Raw genomic sequence first — 17,921 nt, 5'->3', positions numbered from 1 at the left:
CCGGGCCTTCGGCGTGGACGGCCGGGTGCGGCGGCGCTCAGGTGATGAGCGGTTCGAACGGCCAGAAGAACTCCGCGTCGGTGTCCGTCGGAACGGTCGCGATCGCCCGGTAGCAGGCGGCGGACAGCGGGTGCCGGGAGCCGAGCGTCTCGTTGGCCCGCTCGCAGCTCGCCCGCCCGAGCTCGCGTGCGGCACCCGGCCGGCCCGTCCGGGTGCGCATCAGCACCGCGTTCAGTGCACACCCGATGGCCCAGGGGTGGTCCTCGCCGACCGCCCCCGCCATCAGGGTGCGGGCCCGCTCGGTCTCGTAGTGTGCCGCCTCCCGGTCGCCGAGGACCCACCGCATCACCGCCGCGTTGCCCTGGACGCCGATCGTGTACGGGTGCCGGTCGCCCAGCATCCGCCGGTAGCCGGCCACCACCTGTTCGTGCAGGTCCAGGGCCTGCTGGGGTTCACCGGCCTCCCTCTCCGCCGTGGCGGCGGCCATGGTGATCAGGAGGGTGAGGGGGTCGTGCTCGCCCAGGAGGCGCAGCGCGCTCCGCCTGGTCGCGGCGAGTGCCGGAAGCGCGGACACGGCTCCCTCCAGCGCGTACTGACAGAGCGTCAGGTGATACTGGGCGCGCAGTGTCTGCGGGTTGTTGCTGCCCATCCTGCGCAGATGACGGCCGACCGTCTCGCGCAGGGCGAGTTCGGCCTCCCGGTGCCGGCCGAGGAGCCGCAGGTCCATGGCGAGGTTGATCTCCGAATAGAGGGTCGGCGGTGCGTTCGGCGCCAGGACGGACCGGCGCAGGGCCAGGGTGCGCTCGTCCTGTTCCCGCGCCTCCTCGTACCGGCCGAGCAGCCGCAGCGATACGGCGAGGTTGTTCTCCGCGTTGAGCGTGCGGGGGTCCTCGGGGCCGAGCAGCCGCCGGTCACGTTCGAGGATCGAGGCGGAGAGATCCAGTGCCTCCTGGTAGCGGCCGAGACCCCGCAGATCGGCGGCGAGACCGCCGGCGGCGCGCAGGTGGTCGAGGTCCATCTCTCCGCGCTCGGCGGCCAGGAAGTCGGCGGTGGCGCGTTCGACGCTCTCGCTGCCCCTGTAGTCGCCGAGGGCCCGCAGGAGGTTGGCGTAGTGGTGGCGCAGGGCCCAGATCCGGGGGTCGGCGGGCCCGAGCAGCCGTTCCCAGGCCTCCGTCGCGGGCTGGGCGAACCGGATGCCGCTGCCGTACTCCCCCGAGAGGTACATGTACCGGAGGCAGTTGAGGATCAGCTGGTGCACCTGCGGGTCCGCACTGTCCAGGACCCCCGCCCATTCGAGGTGAGAGGTGAGTGCGGCGTAGGCGGGCCAGTGACGGATCTCCGACGGGTCACCCGGGTCGGCGGCGGCAAGAGCACGACTGGCGACGTCGGCGCAGTGCTGCCGTTCGTCTTCCGGCATGTCCTTGCGGACGATCTGGTGGACCATGCGGTGCAGATGGATCGACTCCCCGCCGGACGCGTCCGTCTCCACGCGCACCATCGAGTAGCGGCGCAGCTGGCCGATCGCCCGTTCCCAGGTCTGCGGATCATTCAGCGGGCCCGCTGCCTGCCCCGGCCGTTCCCCGCGCGGAACGGTTCTCAGCAGCCGTACGGGGATGGAGCCGGGTGCGAAGAAGCTGCACAGGCGCAGCAGGTCGAGGGACTCGGGAACGGTGTCGCGGAGTTTGTTGAGCAGTATCGACCAGGCGGTCTGGAAGGCCAGGGGGAAGTCCGCGGAGACCCTGATGACGTCCTGGTCGATGCCACCGCCGAGGAGGTCGATGTACTCCTCGACCGACATGTCCGCATCGTTGAGCCACCCCGCCGACTGGTCGAGCAGCACCGGCAGGTCCTCCAGTGCCTCGGCCAGGCGGCCTGCCTCGGAGGGCGTCAGCCGTGGGGCGCGGCGGCGGATGAAGGCGATCGACTCCCCGCGCTCATAGACAGGCACCTCGACCAGGTTGCTGTCGTGCTCGCCCCATTCGGGGTTGCGGGAAGTGATCAGGACGTGTCCGGGGCCGGTCGGCACCAGGTCCCGGATCTGGTCGGGTTCGTCCGCGCCGTCCAGGATCAGCAGCCACCGGGAGTACGGGTCGCCGCGGCGCAGGGAGTCCCGGACCGCGCGCAGCCGCTCGCCGTACTCCGCCCCGGTGGACAGGCCCAGCTCGGGTGCGAGTTCGGCGAGCTTCTGCCGGTAGAGCGCGCGCCGGTCGCCGGGCACCCACCACACCACGTCGTACTCGGAACCGAACCGGTACACGTATTCGGCGGCAAGCTGCGTCTTGCCGACGCCCGGCAGTCCGTGCAGGGTGACGACGGCGGCGTCGGCCCGAGCGTTCTCCAGCGTGTCGAACACGACGGAGAACAGTTCCTCGCGCCCGGTGAAGCGGACGTTGCGGCGTGGGACCCCGCCCCACACCTGCGGCATCTCGGCCGGGAAGCGGGAACCCATCCGCGCCTCGGCCTCATCGGGCAGGGGGGTCGTGGGCAGACCCAGCCGCTCCAGCAGCCGCCGCTCCCCCTCGTCCGCACCGACACCCGTGAGGTCCGCCGCATTCAGGAGCGAGGCAGCGCCGGGCAGTGGCGCGGTGGTGACCGACACCGCGGCGAACCGGTCCGGGTCGGGGGCGACGACCTCGCGCAGCGCCCGGTCCCACTCCCCGTGGCTGCGCGGGCCCAGCTGGAAGTACCGCTCGCTGAGCAGGAGCAGAACCCGGCCCGGGGAGAGCGTGAGGTCCCGGAGGGCATCCGCCAGCGGCAGCTCGGCCGGCGGGTTCCAGCGCTGGTGGCTCACGTTCACCCCGCGCCGCTCCAGCCGGTCCGCGATCCACGCCACCCAAGCCCGGTTGGACCCGGCGAAACTGACGGTGACGCAGGAGTCGAGCGCGTCGGCGGTGGCACCGGAGCCGAGCGGGCCGGGATGCGGACCGGACGGGCCGAAGTCCTCGGTCCGGCCGGGCGGGCCGGTTCTCCCCGGCAGGTCGGCGAAGCGATCGGCCGGAGCCGGGGGCGGTGCCGACTCCGTGATGGAGCACGGCAGTTCTGCCTTGCGTATCGCAGCGCCCCACTGGTTGAAGACGGTCAGCCTCAGCACACCGTCGCCGGGCGAGGAGCCCGCGGTGACGAGGAACATCGCCGGACCGTACGTCCCTCCGAAGCGGTGCATGATGACGTCCGGGTCGTCGAGCACCTCGCAGACGAAGTGGGGTGCTCCGTCCAGGGTGACGCTGAAGGCCAGTTCCTCCTCGTCGTACGGCCACGCGTCGCCGTCCGCCTCCCCCCGGTCGTCGAGCGGTCCGCGCAGGTCGATGCTGACGGCCTGGACGAGGCCGGGTTCGACCTCGGGCAGCCAGCCCGCGACGGGTTCGATCAGCAAGGGGCGTTCGTCCCGGGTCACGACGCGTTCGCCTCGGCCGGGTCCGTGCCGTCGAGGGAGCGCCCGGTGAGGCGCACGGTGCTGAACGGGTGCCCGTAGTACTGGAACATCAGGCTGTACAGCAGCCGCAGCACGTTCCGCTGCCCCACGACGTCGAACGTGCCGTCGTCCCCGACCATCATCGGCACACCACCTCCGGCGGTGAACCTCTCGTGGACCTCGGCCCGGAACGCCCGCAGCGCACGGGCCACCGGCCGTTCGGGGTCTTCGGTCACGGTGTCGACGATCTGGCGGATCATGACCCGGGCCTCGGCGTCACCCACCTCGCCGGCCGAGACGATGCAGCCGCCGGCGCCCTTGTCGAGGAAGATCTGGGTGAAGCCCCGCAGTCCCTGCATGCCGTCCCCGCTGTAGTCGAGGAAGCGCCCCGAGTGGCAGGCGTTGAGGCAGACCAGTGAGGCGTCCTGACGCAGGCGGCGCATACCGAGCCGCTGATAGTCCGCCCACGTCGCACCGGCCAGGGTGAGCTTGCTGAGCTGGTCGTCGAACGTCCCGTGACAGCCCATGTACACCAGGCCGGTCCGCTGTGCTTCGCCGTCGTCGAGGTTGCGGAGGAAGGCCCCGATACCGAAGTGCGGGCGGTGGTCGTAGCCCTGGAAGAACTCCTGGTCACCGGCCATGTCGGCGTGGAAGAAGCCCAGCACCGCGCCCCTCGGCGCAACCGCTCGGTCCGGGAATCCGCCCAGCCAGCGCGCCACGTCGACGAGCGCGCCCAGAGGCCCGTCACGGAGCCCGGCGTCCGGGTCCGCAGGCAGTACGAGCGCCTCCCACGGCAGATCGAAACCGGTCTGGTCGAGGACGACGATCTGCAGGGCGTCACCATGGGCACGCCGGCAGCGGTTGATCCACTCCGTCAGCAGGTTCTGGTATCCCGACCAGCGTTCGATGGATTTGAAGAGTTCGGACGGAGGGGCACCGCCCTGCCGGGCCCGGCCGAGGTTGACATCGACAGGGCGCAGGAAGCCGTTGCCCGTGGTGTACGGCAGCGTTTCCACGCCGTCGCACCATGCCCGGACCCCGAATGCCTCCGGATCGCCCGGGTCGTCCCTGCGGTGGCGCACCACGAGGATGCGCGCGTACGTGGTGTCCGGCGCCCGGCCGGCGTGAGCGGGGGCGGGGCCGAGCCGCTGTGGCTCCGCCGTGCGCGCCCTGCCCGGCAGCGGGGTCCGCTGCCCGGGCAGCGCCTGAGCGGCCGACGCGACCATGCTGCGGATCAACCGCAGGCGGTCTTCACCCATGGCCGGCCACCTGCGGATCCCGGTCCTCCCGGCCCGCGACGACGCCGCAGCCGAGGGCCTCCGCCAGCGTGGCCGGCAGCCGGGTGCGCGGATGCCCGCCCGGGTCGACGACCACGCAGTGCAGCCGGCTCCGGCCCAGGGCGCGGATGCGCGCGGCCACGGCCAGGGCGTCGTCGACGCCTGCCCGTTGGACCGGGCCCCGGCCACGCAGGCCGGAGCGGCTCACGGACAGCGGTACGTTGCCGCGGCCGTCGGTGACCACGACCAGTAACGCCTCGACGAGCCCGGCGCGGTGGTGACGGAAGGTGCGCCGCAGCGCGTGTGCGGCCCGGTCGAGGCCGTGCGCGAGCGGAGTGGCCCGGCCGGGCGGGCGGGCCAGCGCGGCCGCGATCCGGGGGTCCCGGGTGGAGCGGGCGGTGAACGCGCCGGCCCGCAGCTCGTTCGTCTCCCCCTCGCCGCCGACCTCGACGACCTGGACGGATGCCCGGGTGACGTAGGCCCATTGCAGGAACGGTTCGAGCGTGGTGTGCCAGTCCCAGCCCCCGCGGCAGGTGTGGTCGAGCACCAGGGTGAGCATCCGCGCCGGTTCGGGCGCCCGGACATAGCCGCGCAGGTCCTGCGGGACGATCACCAGCGGTCCCCCGCCGCCCCGGACCGCCCGGTATTTCGCGGCCTCCATCGCGGTACGTACCGGGGCCAGGTCCCACAGGTCGCGGGCGCGCCGTACCCCGACGACCGGGCCCCGCGAGGCGCGGGCGCCCGCCGAGCGCCGGGCGGGTGTCCGGAGCGTGCCGCCCTCCGGTCCCGGACCCGCGGTGTCCTCCGGGTACGGGGACGCGGAAGCCGGCCGCTCCCCGCCCATCGGGGCGGGGCCGAGCGGTACTTCCGCTTCCGGGTCGTGTACCGCAACGCCGGTGTCGGTGCCCGGTTCCGGGGTGCGACGCGACTCGGGCCGGGGCGGGTTCCGGCCGGACTCGGGGAACACTGGCGTCTCCTGGTCCAAAGGCGCTTCGGGTGGTGCGTCCGGACGGTGGACGGTACGCAGGCGGATCAGCCGGGCGGCCCGGCCGACATGGTCGGCGGTGGCCGTGAGCGGGCCGCCGGAGGGCACACCGTCGGCGGCCCCCGCCTGCCCGGCACCGTCCAGCAGGGCCAGCGCACGGGCGATGCGGGCCAGGGCGAGCGCCCGGCGGTGTCCGGCGTTCTCCCGGTCCTCCAGGTGTTCCAGCACCGTCGGGGCGAACTCTTCGGAGAGCGTGACGCGGGGGCGCTGCGTCGCCGGGTCGAGGGCCGTGGCCCAGGCGTCGGGGAGCGCTCCGAGCGGGTCGGCGCCCCCTTGCGGCCGCAGTCCCGGGGTGGCGAGGCGGACGGGGAAGCGGTCCAGCAGGTGCGGGGAGAGCAGTTCCACGTCCTCGGCCCGGCAGCAGGCCAGCCATCGGGCGCGGGGCCGCCAGTGGTGCCGGATGCCGGAGTGTTCCAGGGTGGCGGTGTCCGCGCCGAGCAGTTGAACGGCCGCCCGCATGCCCGGGACACTGAGCCGGGCCAGATCGGGCACGACGACGAGCCGGGGGTCGTTGCCCGTCTCGGCCAGCGGCCCGGGGCCGAAGGAGAACTCGACGCCTCTCGGTCCGCGGTGCACCCGGGGCCGTATCCACAGGTCCTCGTCGACCGTAGCCGCGTCGAGCACCGTCCGTGACACGGTGCGGCCCGCGCCATGCCCGGCGGCCCGGCCGAGTACCTGGGCGAACACCCCGGTGACGGCGGACAGATGCTCGGGAGGGAGGTCGAAGAGCAGGACGCCGCCGAGGGACGGTTCGAGGGCGGAGCAGACGAGAGCGGCCAGCAGCCGGCGGGAGACGTCGTCCGGCTCCCGGGGATCCTCGGCCTGCTCAGGACGGGCTGACATCCGCGGCTCAGCCGAACAGCTCGTCGAGAACGGCTTCCTCGTCCGGTCCCCAGCTCAGTTCCGAACCGTGAACGGAATCGGGCCTGCGGTGGCGCAGTGCGAACGGCAGGGCCCTGCGCACGTGCCGGGGCTCGACCCGCGGTGCCCCCTCCTTGGCAGCCAGTGCCCGGGCGGCCTTGGCGACCAGCAGGTCGCCGCGCTGTCCGACGGCCCCGGTCCGGGCAGCGGCCTCGGCACAGAGCCTGCTGACGTCCGTCCCGAGCCGGACGGTGGTCAGCCGGCCGCGGGCGGCCAGCAGGCCCTCACGCTGTTGCCGGTTCTCCTCCTCGGCGGTGCGCAGCCAATCGGAACCGGGGTCGGTCCGCTCCTCCTCGAAGGTGAGCACGGTGGTGATCATCCGGTGGCGTTCCTCCGTGTCCAGCTCGCTGGTCGTCACCATCAGGCCGAAGCGGTCCAGCAGTTGGGCCCGGAGGCTGCCCTCCTCCGGATTCATCGTGCCGACGAGCCCGAACGACACATGGGTCTCGGTGTCGATGCCTTCGCGCTGGACGGAGAGGACGCCGGTGGAGACGACATCGAGGATGATGTTGACGATGTGGTCATCGAGAAGGTTGACCTCGTCGATGTAGAGCATCCCCTTCTCGTGGGCCTCTTCGAGCAGTCCGGTCTGCCGCTTCGCCTCGCCTCGCATCAGCGCGTCCAGTTCCCAGCCGCCGAGCACCCGGTCGTCGGTCGCGTTGATCGGCAGGGTGACGGGCAGCCGGCCGCCGGTCATCAGCGCGAAGGCCCGCACCACGGTGGACTTGGCCGTGCCGCGCTGTCCCGCGATCAGGACGCCGCCGATGCCCGGAGCGATGAAGTTCAGCTCCAGGGCCAGCTTCAGATCGTCCTGCCCGACGACACGGCTGTACGGGAGGATCGCCTCCGCGGCCGCACCGCTCACGACGGGGCCACCACGGCGGTCGCCTGCTCCTCGCGCCCCGGCTGCCAGCGGAACGTGACCTGGATCTGCGCCTCCGCACCGGCCTTCACCACCGCGGCCATGCCCGCCTCGAAGGTGATGCCGACCTGGAGCTCGACCTCGTCGGGCCGCAGCCCGTCCCCGAGGTCACCCAGCCGGCGCATGGCCTGGGAGGCGCAGCGCCGGGCGAGGTCGAGGCCGTCGCCGTACAGATCGCCCGCCGCCCCCAGCACGCGCCGCGCGGCGCCGGCGCCGTCCCGGGTGTCCACGCTCCCGTACAACGAGTCGGCGTCACTGACGGGCGACTGGGTCGTGGTGTACGCCTCGGCGTCCACCACGACCGGTATCGGACCGTCCTCGCCGGGTGACACCGAACCCACCACGACCGTCATGCGCCCCCCTGGGTGCTCAACTCCCTTGTTCAATAAGGATACTGACGTTGCATCAATGAATCCATGGATCAGATCATCTGCGGTTCGAAGTCCCAATAGGGCCGGACCCGGGACCGCGCAGACACGGTGTGGACGTGTTGGTCCCCCAGTGTCTTCTTCAGGTCGTCCAGCGCCTCCGACTCGACCTTGTCCGCATGTCGCAGGTCACGAAGGCCGCGCAGGTCCGCGGCGTGCGCGATGCGCGCGGAGAGCGTCAGGGGGTGGGTGCGGCCGAGCACCTCGATGGCGCGGGTGCTGATCGCGTCCGTCAGCGCGGCGGCGGACTCCGGGTCACCCACGAGATTCCGCAAGGCAGAGGCGTTGATCGCACAGCCCAGGGTCCAGGGGTGGCTTTCGCCCACGGCCCGGCCCATCTCGGTGAGCGCTTCCTCCAGCAGGTGGTGCGCCTGGTCCCGCTCGCCGACGTTGCGCAGGATCAGAGCATGATTGGCACGCGTGCCCGCGACATACGGGTGCTCCTCACCGAGCATGTCGACATATCCACTCACGACCTTCTCGCTTATGGCCCTGGCCTGGTCGATGTCGGCATGCTCCCGGGCGAAGAAGCTCTGGCTGGCCGCGAACATCATGGTCAGCGGGTCGGTCTCGCCCAGGACCCGCTCGCCCCGTTCCAGCACCCGGGTGAAGAGCTCCGCTGCCTCGCTCCGCTTGCCCGAGCGGTACAGGCACAGGGCAAGGTTGTGCTCGGCGCGCAGGGTCTGCGGGTTGTCCTGGTTCATCACGGTGCGGTGCACTCGGGCGCTCTGGGCCTGGAGCGATTCGGCCTCGGTGTACCGGCCGAGCAGACGCAGGTCGGTGGCGTAGTTGATCTCCGAGTAGAGCGTCCAGCTGTGGCGCGGGCGGAGCAACTGCCGACGCGCGTCCAGGGTGCGCCGGTTGAGTTCCAGTGCCTCTTTGTACCGGCCGAGGAGACGCAGGGACGTGCCCAGATTGTTCTGCGCGTTCAGCGTCCGCGAATCCTGGTCCCCCAGCAGCTCCCGGTAGGCACCCAGGATCCACTCGGACATCTCATGGGCCTCTTCGTACCGCCCCAGCCCCCGCAGATCGGCCGCCAGACCGCCCGCCGCACGCAGGTGCTCCAGGTCCTGCGCGCCCCGCTCGGCCCGGAGATGGTCGACGGCGGCCCGCTCGATGGCCTCCGTTCCGGCGTAGTCACCGACGGCCCGCAGCAGGTTCGCGTAGTGGTAGCTGAGGTCCCACACGCGCGGGTGGTTCTCGCCGAGCAGCTCCCGCCAGGCGTCCATGGCGCGCGCGCCCAGCTTGATGCCCGCCCGGTACTCCCCGGAGAGGTACATGTAGCGCAGGCAGTTGAGCACCAGGTTCTGTACCGCGGGATCCGTGCTGCGCAGGACGTCGGCCCACTTCAGGTGCGGGGTGATCTCCGCGTACGTGGGCCACAGCCGGGTGTCCGTCGGGCGGCCGGGGTCGGCCGCAGCCAGGGCGCGGCGTACGACGTCGATGAACTCCCGGCGGTCCTGGTCGGGCATGTCCTTGCGGACGATCTGGTGGACCATGCGGTGCAGGTAGATCGACTCGCCGGAGGACGCGTCGTCGATGATCGAGTCGTGCGACTCCAGGCGGACCACGGAGTACTGGCGCAGCTGACCGATCGCCTTGTTCCACAGCAGCGGATCGTTCATCAGGCCCGAGAGCTGTTCGGGCAGTTCCCCGGACGGCATTTCCTTCAGCAGCCGTACGGGGATGGAGCCGGGCGCGAAGAAGCTGCACAGGCGCAGCAGGTCGACGGACTCGGGGACGGTGTCGCGGAGTTTGTTGAGCAGTATCGACCAGGCGGTCTGGAAGGCGAGAGGGAAGTCCGCGGAGACCTTGACGACGTCCTGGTCGATGCCGCCGCCGAGGAGGTCGATGTACTCCTCGACCGACATGTCGGAGTCGTTCAGCCATCCCGCCGTCTGGTCGAGCAGCAGCGGGAGGTCCTCCAGCGCCTCGGCCAGCCGGTCGGCCTCGGTGTGCGTGAGGCGCGGGGCCCTGCGGCGGATGAAGGCGATCGACTCCTCGCGCTCGTAGACCGGGACCTCGACGAGGTTGCTGTTGTGTTCGCTCCACTCCGGGTTGCGTGAGGTGATCAGGACGTGCCCGGGGCCGGTCGGGACCAGGTCCCAGATCTGGTCGGGTTCGTCCGCGCCGTCCAGGATCAGCAGCCAGTGGCCGTGCGGGTCGCCGCGGCGCAGTGAGTCCCGGACCGCGCGCAGGCGTTCGCCGTACTCGGCGCCGGTGGACAGGCCCAGTTCCGGGGCGAGTTCGGCGAGCTTCTGCCGGTACAGCGCGCGCCGGTCCGCCGGCACCCACCACACCACGTCGTACTCGGAACCGAACCGGTACACGTACTCGGCGGCCAACTGCGTCTTGCCGACGCCGGACATGCCGTGCAGCGTGACCACACCGGCGCCCGTCCCGGCGTCCTGGAGTGCCTGGTAGGCCTTGCTGAGCAGTTCCTCGCGGCCGGTGAAGCGGGTGTTGCGCCGCGGGACCCCGCCCCACACCTCGGGGGTGTCGAACGGGAAGCGGGGCCCGGTGCGGGTCTCGGTGCCCTCGGGCTGGGCGGTCGTCGGCAGGCCCAGGCGTACGAGAAGCCGTCGTTCGGCCTCTACCGAGCCGACGTTGGTGAGGTCGGCGGCGCCGAACACGGAGGTGGCGCCGGGCAGCGCCGAGGTCGTGATGGAGACGGCGGCGAACCGGTCGGGGTCGGGGGCGACAACCTCGCGCAGGGCCCGGTTCCACTCCTCGTGGCTGCGCGGGCCCAGCTGGAAGTACCAGTCGCTGAGCAGGACCAGGACCCGGCCGCGGGAGAGCGTCAGATCCTGCAGCGCGTCCTCCAGCGGGACCTCCACCTGGGGGTCCCAGCGCTGCTGGACGACCGTCACTCCGCGGCGCTCCAGGCGGTCCGCGATCCATGCCGCCCAGGCCCGGTTGAACCCGGCGAAACTGAGGGTGACGGTCTGCGCCCCGATTGCTCCAACTTGCTTACGCGTACCGGGCATTCAACCGTCTCCCTGACATCGTTGCGAGCCTTTTCAAGATACACCGGGGCGTGCTCGCTCCGGCCGGAATCACCTGGCTGCTCAGGTCCTGGGTGATCCGTTCCTCTGCTGCCATATCACCCTCGTGGTGTTCACGTACGCGTCCGCGCGCGCCAGGTGACCCGTGGGTGGCGGCGAATCCTCCAGACGGTGGTAGAGCGTGATCATCTCGTTGACGAGCACGCGTCCCTCGGTGGTCAGCCGGGCCGATCCGGCCAGGACGGGCAGGACGGCCCCGACCTGCTGGCGGCAGCGGGCGTGTTCGGCCCAGGCCAGGTCGCGATGGGTGACGCGGCCGGCGCCGAGTGCGAAGCGCTGCCAGTAGTCGGCGAGCGCGAGGTGCGAGTAGGCGCCCTGGAACAGCCCGTCGAAGGGCCTGGGGTCGGCGCGCCACGGGGCGAAGTGGCGGGGCGTGGCGTCCTCGTGGTGCAGCGGGACGAGTGCGCCGAGGGCGGCGAGCTTGGTGTGCTGGAGCTCGTGGACGAGCGTCGAGGCGAAGTAGGCAGGGGTGGCGGGTTTGCTGCTGAGGACCGCGCCGAAGGCCTCGCGCCGGGTGCCGCTGCAGTGGGCCGCGGCCTCCCCGGTGGGTCCCGAGCCGGGCGGCGGGCCGAGCGGGACGAGGCAGCGCAGCAGCACGGCCGCTTCGGTGAGCCGGTGTTCGCCGCCGAGCCGTAGCAGCGGTTCGACTCCGGCCCAGGACGCCGTCCAGGCCTTGCGTTCCTGGTCGTCGACGTGGGTGGCCGCGCTCAGTCCGTGCCGTTCGAGGCCCGTTCCGCGCGTGCGGTACGGGTCGACGTCGTCCAGGGGCACGGGGCCGGTGCCGGGCAGCACGGGGTGCAGCATGAGCACCGGGAGCCAGCGGGGATCGGCGGAGGTCAGGGTGCCGTCCGGCTGGGCTCGGACGGTCAGGGCCGGTCCGCCGGCCGGACGGACGGTCATCTCGCCTTCCTCGAAGGCGATGTCGGCCGGGCCGTCCTGGGCGCGTACCGCCCCGAGTGTGGGCAGGGAGAGCTGTCCGCCGCGGGCCGTGAGCCGGGTGGTGACGGGCATCCCGGCGCGGATCGCGGCCGCTGCGGCGAGGGCGGTCAGATGGGCCAGGGCGGCGAGGAGGTCGGGGCCCGCCGCGGTCTGCGTGGTGAGGCCGGCCAGGAGGCCTTCCGCCCAGGGGCCCGTCATGGGGTGGAACAGCACGGCGCGCACCGCGGCCCGGTCGGTGCGCTCGGCGGATTCGAGGAGCGCCCAGTCCGTGTGCAGCCGGTCGAGCAGTGGGGGCGGGCACACGGCCACCGGCGCTGCGGCTGCCGCGTCGAGCAGGGCCCGGAGGAGGACGAGACGGCGGGTGTCCTGGTCGCGTACGAGCAGGCCGAGGGTGTCGGCGGTGCCTTCGGTGCGGCCGAGTTCGCGCAGGGCGCGGTCGGGGACGACGGAGCTCATGGGGGGTCTCCTGCGGTTGCGTCGGCGAGCCGGTCCGCGACGTGGCGGACCAGCCGGTCGAGGTCGGCGCAGTAGACGGACGGATTGACGAAGCCGTTCTCTGCGCGGTAGCGGTGGGCGTAGTGGCCGCCGCCGCAGACGTTCAGCAGCGGGCAGGCGCGGCAGACCGCGGCGAGTGCGCCGGCCCCTGCCTGGCGTGCGGCGACGCCCGGGTGGCGCAGGGCGTCGTCGAAGGTGTGGCGGAAGACGTCGAGTCCGGTGGCGGCCGCGGTGTCGTAGGCGGACTTGAGGGAGTCGACCTGTTCGATCGATCCGTCCGTCTCGATCACGACCGCGTTGACGGGGTCGAGCCCGAGGGACTCGGTGGCGGCGGGCAGCCCGAGGAGCAGGGCGATGCACTCCTCGAAGAGCCTGATCCGGGTCTCCCGGCGGGCGGCCGGCCACCAGCGGTCGAAGACGGTGCACAGCCAGTCGCCGTACGGGGTGGCGCGGCCCGGTCGTGGTCCGGTGGGCGGACCGGCCCGGTCCGCCAGGCCGGGCGGCGGACTGGTCCAGTTGCCGTGCGGCAGCAGGAGGTCCAGGGCCGGCGGACGCAGGGCGAGCAGTGACTCGTACATCTCCAGGGGGTCGGTGCGCGGGTCGACGACGGTGAGGATGCCCGCGTACGCCTCCGGGTGGCGGTCGGCGAGCAGCCGGGCGCCGCGCGAGGCCGCGGGCCAGGAGGGTCGGCCCGCGTGGTCGGTGCGCAGGGTGTTGTGTGCGGCCAGGCCGCCGTCCAGGCTGATGCCGATGCGTATGCCGTGCCGGGCGAGGGTGGTGACGCCGGCGTCGGTGAGCAGGGTGGCGTTGGTCTGCACGGTGGCGTGGACGGTGCAGTGGCCGGGCACGCGCTCACGCAGCCGGTCGGCGAGGGCGGCCAGCCGGTCGGGGCCTGCGAGGAGGGGTTCGCCGCCGTGCAGGACGAGAGCGACATGGCGGAGCCGGTGGGTGGCCGCGTGTTCGGCGATCCGGTCCGCGGTGCGGTCGAGGACGGCGGGCGGGGCGGCGGCGGGGCGGGTCCGCCAGGTCGCGTCGGGGCCCTCGTAGAGGTAGCAGTAGCGGCACGCGAGGTTGCAGCGGCCGTGCACCTTCACGATGAACTGCCCGAAGGGCACGGGGGCCGCGTCCGAGGGGACCGGCACCGGTGCCGGGTCCGGGCGCGCCGCCCCCTTCGCGCGCCGCGGCGTCGTCGGTCGAGCCACTCGGGCACCCCCGTGCTGTACGTCTGCCGGGACGGAGCCCGGAACCGGAAGCGGCTGCCCGGGCCGGTCGGCCCCCGCGCCGTGAGGCGGGCACCGGTCGGCCCCCGCGTCGTACGACAAGGGCCGGACGATCCCCGCGCCGGACGGCGAGGGCCGGTCGGTCCCGGGCGGTGAAGTCGTGGTCGTCGGCGCCCCGGACCGCGTGACTGCGGGGCGGCGCCCCGCCTCAGAAGGCGTTGTTGAATCCCCAGAGCATCTCCCGCGGCTGTTCGACGCGGCCTCGCAGATCCGCGACCACCTCGGACAGCACGGGGTGGTCCATGGTCCGCAGGGACTCCAGATCGAGGCCCAGCAGATCCGGAAGCTCGCCGGCGGCACCGGTCGCCCCCGTCCCGTCCTTACGTGTCGACTCGCTCATCACGCCTCCCCGTAGTGCAGCACCGGGACCGCCGCGCCGCGCTCGCCGTTGAGCGCACACCGCCGGTCCCGCGTCCCTGACCCGCCTCGGGCCCTTCGTGTGGATCACACCGGGCGTCACCGGTCACGCAACGCCCCGCGCTCGTCGTTGAGCACTCAGCGCTCCAGTTCGGCCAGCCGCCCGGCGGTCGACTCCCCCGCCGCGCCGCCGCCGTCCGGCAGCTTCCGCCACTCCTGACGGGCCGCCCGGTACGCGTCCCGCGCGGCCCGGGGGCGTCCCGCACTCTCATAGGTCTTACCCCGCCAGTGGTTGGCTGTAGCACCCAACTCCACAGCCTCTTGAAGCTGTTGTGGACTCATCTGCTCCGCTTCCGCCTCCGCTGCGGACTCGGCGGCCGACCGGAAGGCCTCGGCGGCGTCGTCCCGCCGGGCCGGACGGTCCAGTACGTCGGCGGCCTCCAGGCAGGCCCGGCCCAGCTCCAGCCAGCAACGGGCCGCCGTCAGCGGAGCCGCCGCCTCCTGCGCCGCCAGCCTGAGCAGATGCTCGGCCTCCCGCAGGTCGACCCGGTCCGCGGCGGCCCGGTGCCGCAGCATCAGGGCCCGGCCGAGCATGAGCAGCCGCTCGGACTGGTGCGCGCCGCCCGCGGGCGTCTCGGACCGGCAGTCGCGCAGCACCCGCACGGCCGCGCCCACGTACGCACCGCCGTCCGGCAGCTCGGCGCGTCGCAGCAGCGTGGCCCCCCACTCGGCGAGCAGGTCGGTGTGGGCCCGCGAGTCGCGCGGGGTGCCGCGGGCGGCGCGGGCGAACCAGTCGGCGGCGGCGACGAGTTCGGCCGGGTCGCCGGTGTGCTCGTAGCGGGCCGCCCGGACCCTTCCCGCCCTGGTCTGCAACTGGGCGCGCTGCCGCCCTTCGCGTACGGTCTCCAGCGCCTGGCCGGTCAGGAGCGCGGCCTCGTCCGGCTCCTCGCCCGAGGCGAGCAGGGCGTCCACCAGATCCAGCACGATGCGGTTCTCGGTACCCGTGGTGTGTCCGCCGCCCTGGGCGAACGCCGTGCGGAGCGAGCGGGCGGACTGCCGTGCGTACTCCCGGGACTGCTCCGGGTCCTCGGTGGCACCGGCCAGTTTCAGCAGCGTCCTGCCGTGCTGCAGCGGCAGTGCGGACGGGCGGTTCTCCTGGTCGGGCCAGGAGTCGGCGAAGGCCTCCAGCATCCCGCAGGCGCTCTGGAGCAGGGCGCTGTCACCGTCGAGCCGCCACTGCGCCTCCAGGGCCCGCACCCGCTCCAGGGTGAGCCGGAGGGCTTCGGCGGGCTCCATTCCGGGGGCCGCACAGGCGAGGATGTACTCGCGCTCGGCGCGCCGCAGGAGGTCCAGGGCGCCGCGCCGGTCCCCGCGCCGCCGCGCGTCGTCCGCCGCCGCGTGCAGCACCTGGGCCAGCACCGCGCGTTCGCGTACGGCGCCGGGGTGGGCCACGGCCCGTTCGGCTGCCCTTCTGGCCTCGCCGAGGAGTTCCTCGCCGCCCCGCACCTCCCAGAGCCTCAGCACGCACCGCGCGTACTCGGCCCGGAGCTCCGGGCCCGCGGGTGACTGCGGGACATTCCCGGCGGCTCCTCTCAGCAGTTGCACGGCATCGATCAGGCGCTGCACCATCTTGTCCGCCTCGAACTGCCGTACCAGCTCGCGGGCCTGTTCCACGGCGGGGCTCGTGCCGGCTTCCGGGAGGTCAGTCCCGTCGGCGGGCTCCTGGATCACGAACCCGGGCGGTACGGGCATGAAGCGCTCCAGCACGCGGGCCGCGACCTCGGCGAACGCGTGCGGAACGCCCCGGCCGTCGCCCGGCTCGTCCTCCTCGCCCTCGACCCCGTCCGGCTCACCGCCACCGCTCTCGTCGCTCTCCACGGTGCCCCGTGCCCCGTCACCGGGCCGGGTCCGGGTGGGGGCGCCGGGCCGTGCACCGCGCAGCGTGCCGTCCCCGAGCTGGGCGAAGGCCAGGGCAGGGAAGTTCGGGCCGCCCTTGCCGAACCGCTGCTCGATGTACTGCGAACAGTGCTTCAGCACGAGCAGGGCCTCGTCACGGCCGAGCGGCCCGAGAAGTGCGTCCTGGACGCCGGGCTCGAACGCGTACCACTGCCCGCGGCCGCCACCGCCGTCGGCGCGGGTGAGCAGTCCGCTGAGCAGCACCTCCGCCAGCTCGGACGGTCCCGAGTGGGGCAGCATCGTGCGCTGCACGAGCTGCATCACCGGGAGGTAGAGGGGAGCAGCCGCCAGATGGACGGCCAGCTGGCCGGCGGCCGGTGAGGCCACCGAACGGAAGCGGCTGACGAGCTGGAGCGAGGAGAGCGATCCGCCGGGCCGCTGGGCCGCCGCCGCGGGCTGGTCGGCCCGCACCCAGCCGACCGCACCGGCGATCCGGGCCGCACCGGTCCCGGAGAGCAGCCGGGCCCAGGCCCCGAGCGCGTCCGCCGTCGGCGGGAGGACGGGGACGGCCAGGGCCCCGGGGTGCACGGCGGGGCCGGCCCCGGCGTCCTCGGCGACCTTCAGCTGCGCCGCTCCGGCCGGGCCGTCGCCCCGCGACAGGGAGCCGAAGGTGACGGGCAGCCTGGTCCGGCTCCACATGCGCTGCGGCAGCGGTTGCAGGACCGCGACCGGGGACTGGCAGGCCAGTTGGTGCAGCAGCCGGTGGGCGCGCCCGCTGTGCCAGAGCGGTCCGGCGCAGTCGCTGATCACGACGGTGACCCGGCGCCCGGTCGGATCGCTGAGCCGGTCCGCGGAGTGCAGGGGCCCCGCGCCCGGGTCGGAGCTGCGGCTGACCGCGCATCCGCCGTCGGGACCCTGGTGCAGATAACGCACCTGGACATCCCGGAAAGCGCCCAACTGGGCGAAGATGCGCTGGAGTTCATGGAACATCCGGTCCCACACCAGCATGGAGGAGGAAGCGTCCATGACGCACTGGAGGATGGCGTCGCCCCGGCGGATGCCACGGAACACCGGCATGATCATGCCGCCTGCCCGGGCGCTGCGTTCGGCGGTCGCCGTCTCGTCCAGGGCGCGCCGCAGCGGTGCGGAGGCCGGGTGGTAGCGCTGTAACGGGCGCAGGGCGCGGGTGAGTTCGAGGGGGGCGGGCAGCACGGGGGCGGCGGGCACGCCGAAGGTGAGCGCGGTGCCGGGGGCGCCCGCCGGAGGCCGCCGGCCGGATCCGTGGTCGTCGTCGCGGGGCGCGTGCGCCCGGCCCGGGAGGGGGTACAGGGAGATCTTCCCGTCGCCCCTCGGCCCGCGCGGCCCCTCGGGCGGGGCCTCCTCGTCCACGTCGGGGGCGTCGCTCTCCGGCGGAGGGCCCGTCGCGGTACGGGTGGGGGCCCCGCGCTCATCGGGGAACGGCGCCGACGGCACCCCGCCCTGCCCCTCGGACCTTTCCCGGTCCGTCGCGGGCTCATCGGTGCTGCGGGTCCACCGGGCCAGCCAGAGCGCGTCGCACAACTGCTCCACGTCGGGGTCGAGCCCGGCTCCACGCAGCCGCGCGACCAGCGTCGCCAACTGCCCCTCACCGGGCGCCGACCCGTCCGAGGTCGCTCCGTCCGGGGCTGCTCCGTCCGGGGCTGCTCCGGATGCCGCACCGTCCGGGCCCTCCCCGAGTGCCACGCCGCTCACGCCCGCCCCGGGCGCCGACCCGTCCGAACCCGCCCCGGAAGCCGACCCGTCCGGGCCCGCCCCGGGCGCCGACCCGCTCACGCCCACACCGGGCGCCGGGCCGTCCGGGTCGGGTGCCCCGTCCGGCTCCCGGCCCGCTGGGGCCCCGGGCGT

Annotated in this window: 10 protein-coding genes; all 10 read right to left on the bottom strand. The window is 73.4% G+C overall.

Features of this window, described 5'->3' with window-relative positions; all coding sequences use genetic code 11:
• Positions 1 to 37: 37 nt before the first annotated feature.
• Positions 38 to 3,394 (bottom strand): FxSxx-COOH system tetratricopeptide repeat protein, encoded by a 3,357-nt coding sequence (gene fxsT / locus OG446_RS26120; RefSeq protein ID WP_328896313.1) that lies wholly within the window; start codon positions 3,392 to 3,394, stop codon positions 38 to 40.
• Positions 3,391 to 4,671 (bottom strand): CHAT domain-containing protein, encoded by a 1,281-nt coding sequence (locus OG446_RS26115; protein WP_328896312.1) that lies wholly within the window; start codon positions 4,669 to 4,671, stop codon positions 3,391 to 3,393. The genes fxsT (OG446_RS26120) and OG446_RS26115 overlap by 4 nt, the downstream gene beginning before the upstream one ends.
• Positions 4,664 to 6,577 (bottom strand): hypothetical protein, encoded by a 1,914-nt coding sequence (locus OG446_RS26110; protein WP_328896311.1) that lies wholly within the window; start codon positions 6,575 to 6,577, stop codon positions 4,664 to 4,666. The genes OG446_RS26115 and OG446_RS26110 overlap by 8 nt, the downstream gene beginning before the upstream one ends.
• Positions 6,578 to 6,584: 7 nt before the next feature.
• Positions 6,585 to 7,520, bottom strand: coding sequence for an AAA family ATPase (locus OG446_RS26105; protein ID WP_328896310.1), 936 nt, complete (start codon positions 7,518 to 7,520; stop codon positions 6,585 to 6,587).
• Positions 7,517 to 7,930 (bottom strand): CU044_2847 family protein, encoded by a 414-nt coding sequence (locus OG446_RS26100; protein ID WP_328896309.1) that lies wholly within the window; start codon positions 7,928 to 7,930, stop codon positions 7,517 to 7,519. The genes OG446_RS26105 and OG446_RS26100 overlap by 4 nt, the downstream gene beginning before the upstream one ends.
• Before the next feature lie 68 nt (positions 7,931 to 7,998).
• The gene (fxsT, locus tag OG446_RS26095; protein ID WP_328896308.1) at positions 7,999 to 10,992 is read right to left on the bottom strand and encodes an FxSxx-COOH system tetratricopeptide repeat protein; all 2,994 of its coding nucleotides are present in this window, start codon (positions 10,990 to 10,992) and stop codon (positions 7,999 to 8,001) included.
• Between the two features lie 81 nt (positions 10,993 to 11,073).
• Positions 11,074 to 12,465 (bottom strand): aKG-HExxH-type peptide beta-hydroxylase, encoded by a 1,392-nt coding sequence (locus tag OG446_RS26090; protein WP_328896307.1) that lies wholly within the window; start codon positions 12,463 to 12,465, stop codon positions 11,074 to 11,076.
• The gene (locus tag OG446_RS26085) at positions 12,462 to 13,646 is read right to left on the bottom strand and encodes an FxsB family cyclophane-forming radical SAM/SPASM peptide maturase (RefSeq protein WP_328898419.1); all 1,185 of its coding nucleotides are present in this window, start codon (positions 13,644 to 13,646) and stop codon (positions 12,462 to 12,464) included. Before OG446_RS26085 ends, OG446_RS26090 begins: the two co-directional genes overlap by 4 nt.
• A 286-nt stretch (positions 13,647 to 13,932) precedes the next feature.
• Positions 13,933 to 14,124, bottom strand: coding sequence for an FxSxx-COOH cyclophane-containing RiPP peptide (gene fxsA, locus OG446_RS26080; protein ID WP_328896306.1), 192 nt, complete (start codon positions 14,122 to 14,124; stop codon positions 13,933 to 13,935).
• A 155-nt stretch (positions 14,125 to 14,279) separates the two neighbouring features.
• Entirely contained in the window at positions 14,280 to 17,768 is a 3,489-nt protein-coding gene (locus tag OG446_RS26075; protein WP_443050231.1) for an SAV_2336 N-terminal domain-related protein, read from the bottom strand.
• Positions 17,769 to 17,921: the final 153 nt, after the last annotated feature.

It is taken from the genome of Streptomyces sp. NBC_00236, assembly GCF_036195045.1.
Lineage (GTDB): Bacteria > Actinomycetota > Actinomycetes > Streptomycetales > Streptomycetaceae > Streptomyces.
The sequence above is the reverse complement of the archived record's forward strand: the minus strand, read 5'-3'. Positions and strand labels throughout refer to the sequence as shown.

Coding starts and splice junctions, on each gene's coding strand:
- fxsT (WP_328896308.1), bottom strand. CDS start 10,992: ATGCCCGGTACGCGTAAGCAAGTTGGAGCAATCGGGGCGCAGACCGTC.
- OG446_RS26110 (WP_328896311.1), bottom strand. CDS start 6,577: ATGTCAGCCCGTCCTGAGCAGGCCGAGGATCCCCGGGAGCCGGACGAC.
- OG446_RS26115 (WP_328896312.1), bottom strand. CDS start 4,671: ATGGGTGAAGACCGCCTGCGGTTGATCCGCAGCATGGTCGCGTCGGCC.
- OG446_RS26100 (WP_328896309.1), bottom strand. CDS start 7,930: ATGACGGTCGTGGTGGGTTCGGTGTCACCCGGCGAGGACGGTCCGATA.
- OG446_RS26090 (WP_328896307.1), bottom strand. CDS start 12,465: ATGAGCTCCGTCGTCCCCGACCGCGCCCTGCGCGAACTCGGCCGCACC.
- fxsA (WP_328896306.1), bottom strand. CDS start 14,124: ATGAGCGAGTCGACACGTAAGGACGGGACGGGGGCGACCGGTGCCGCC.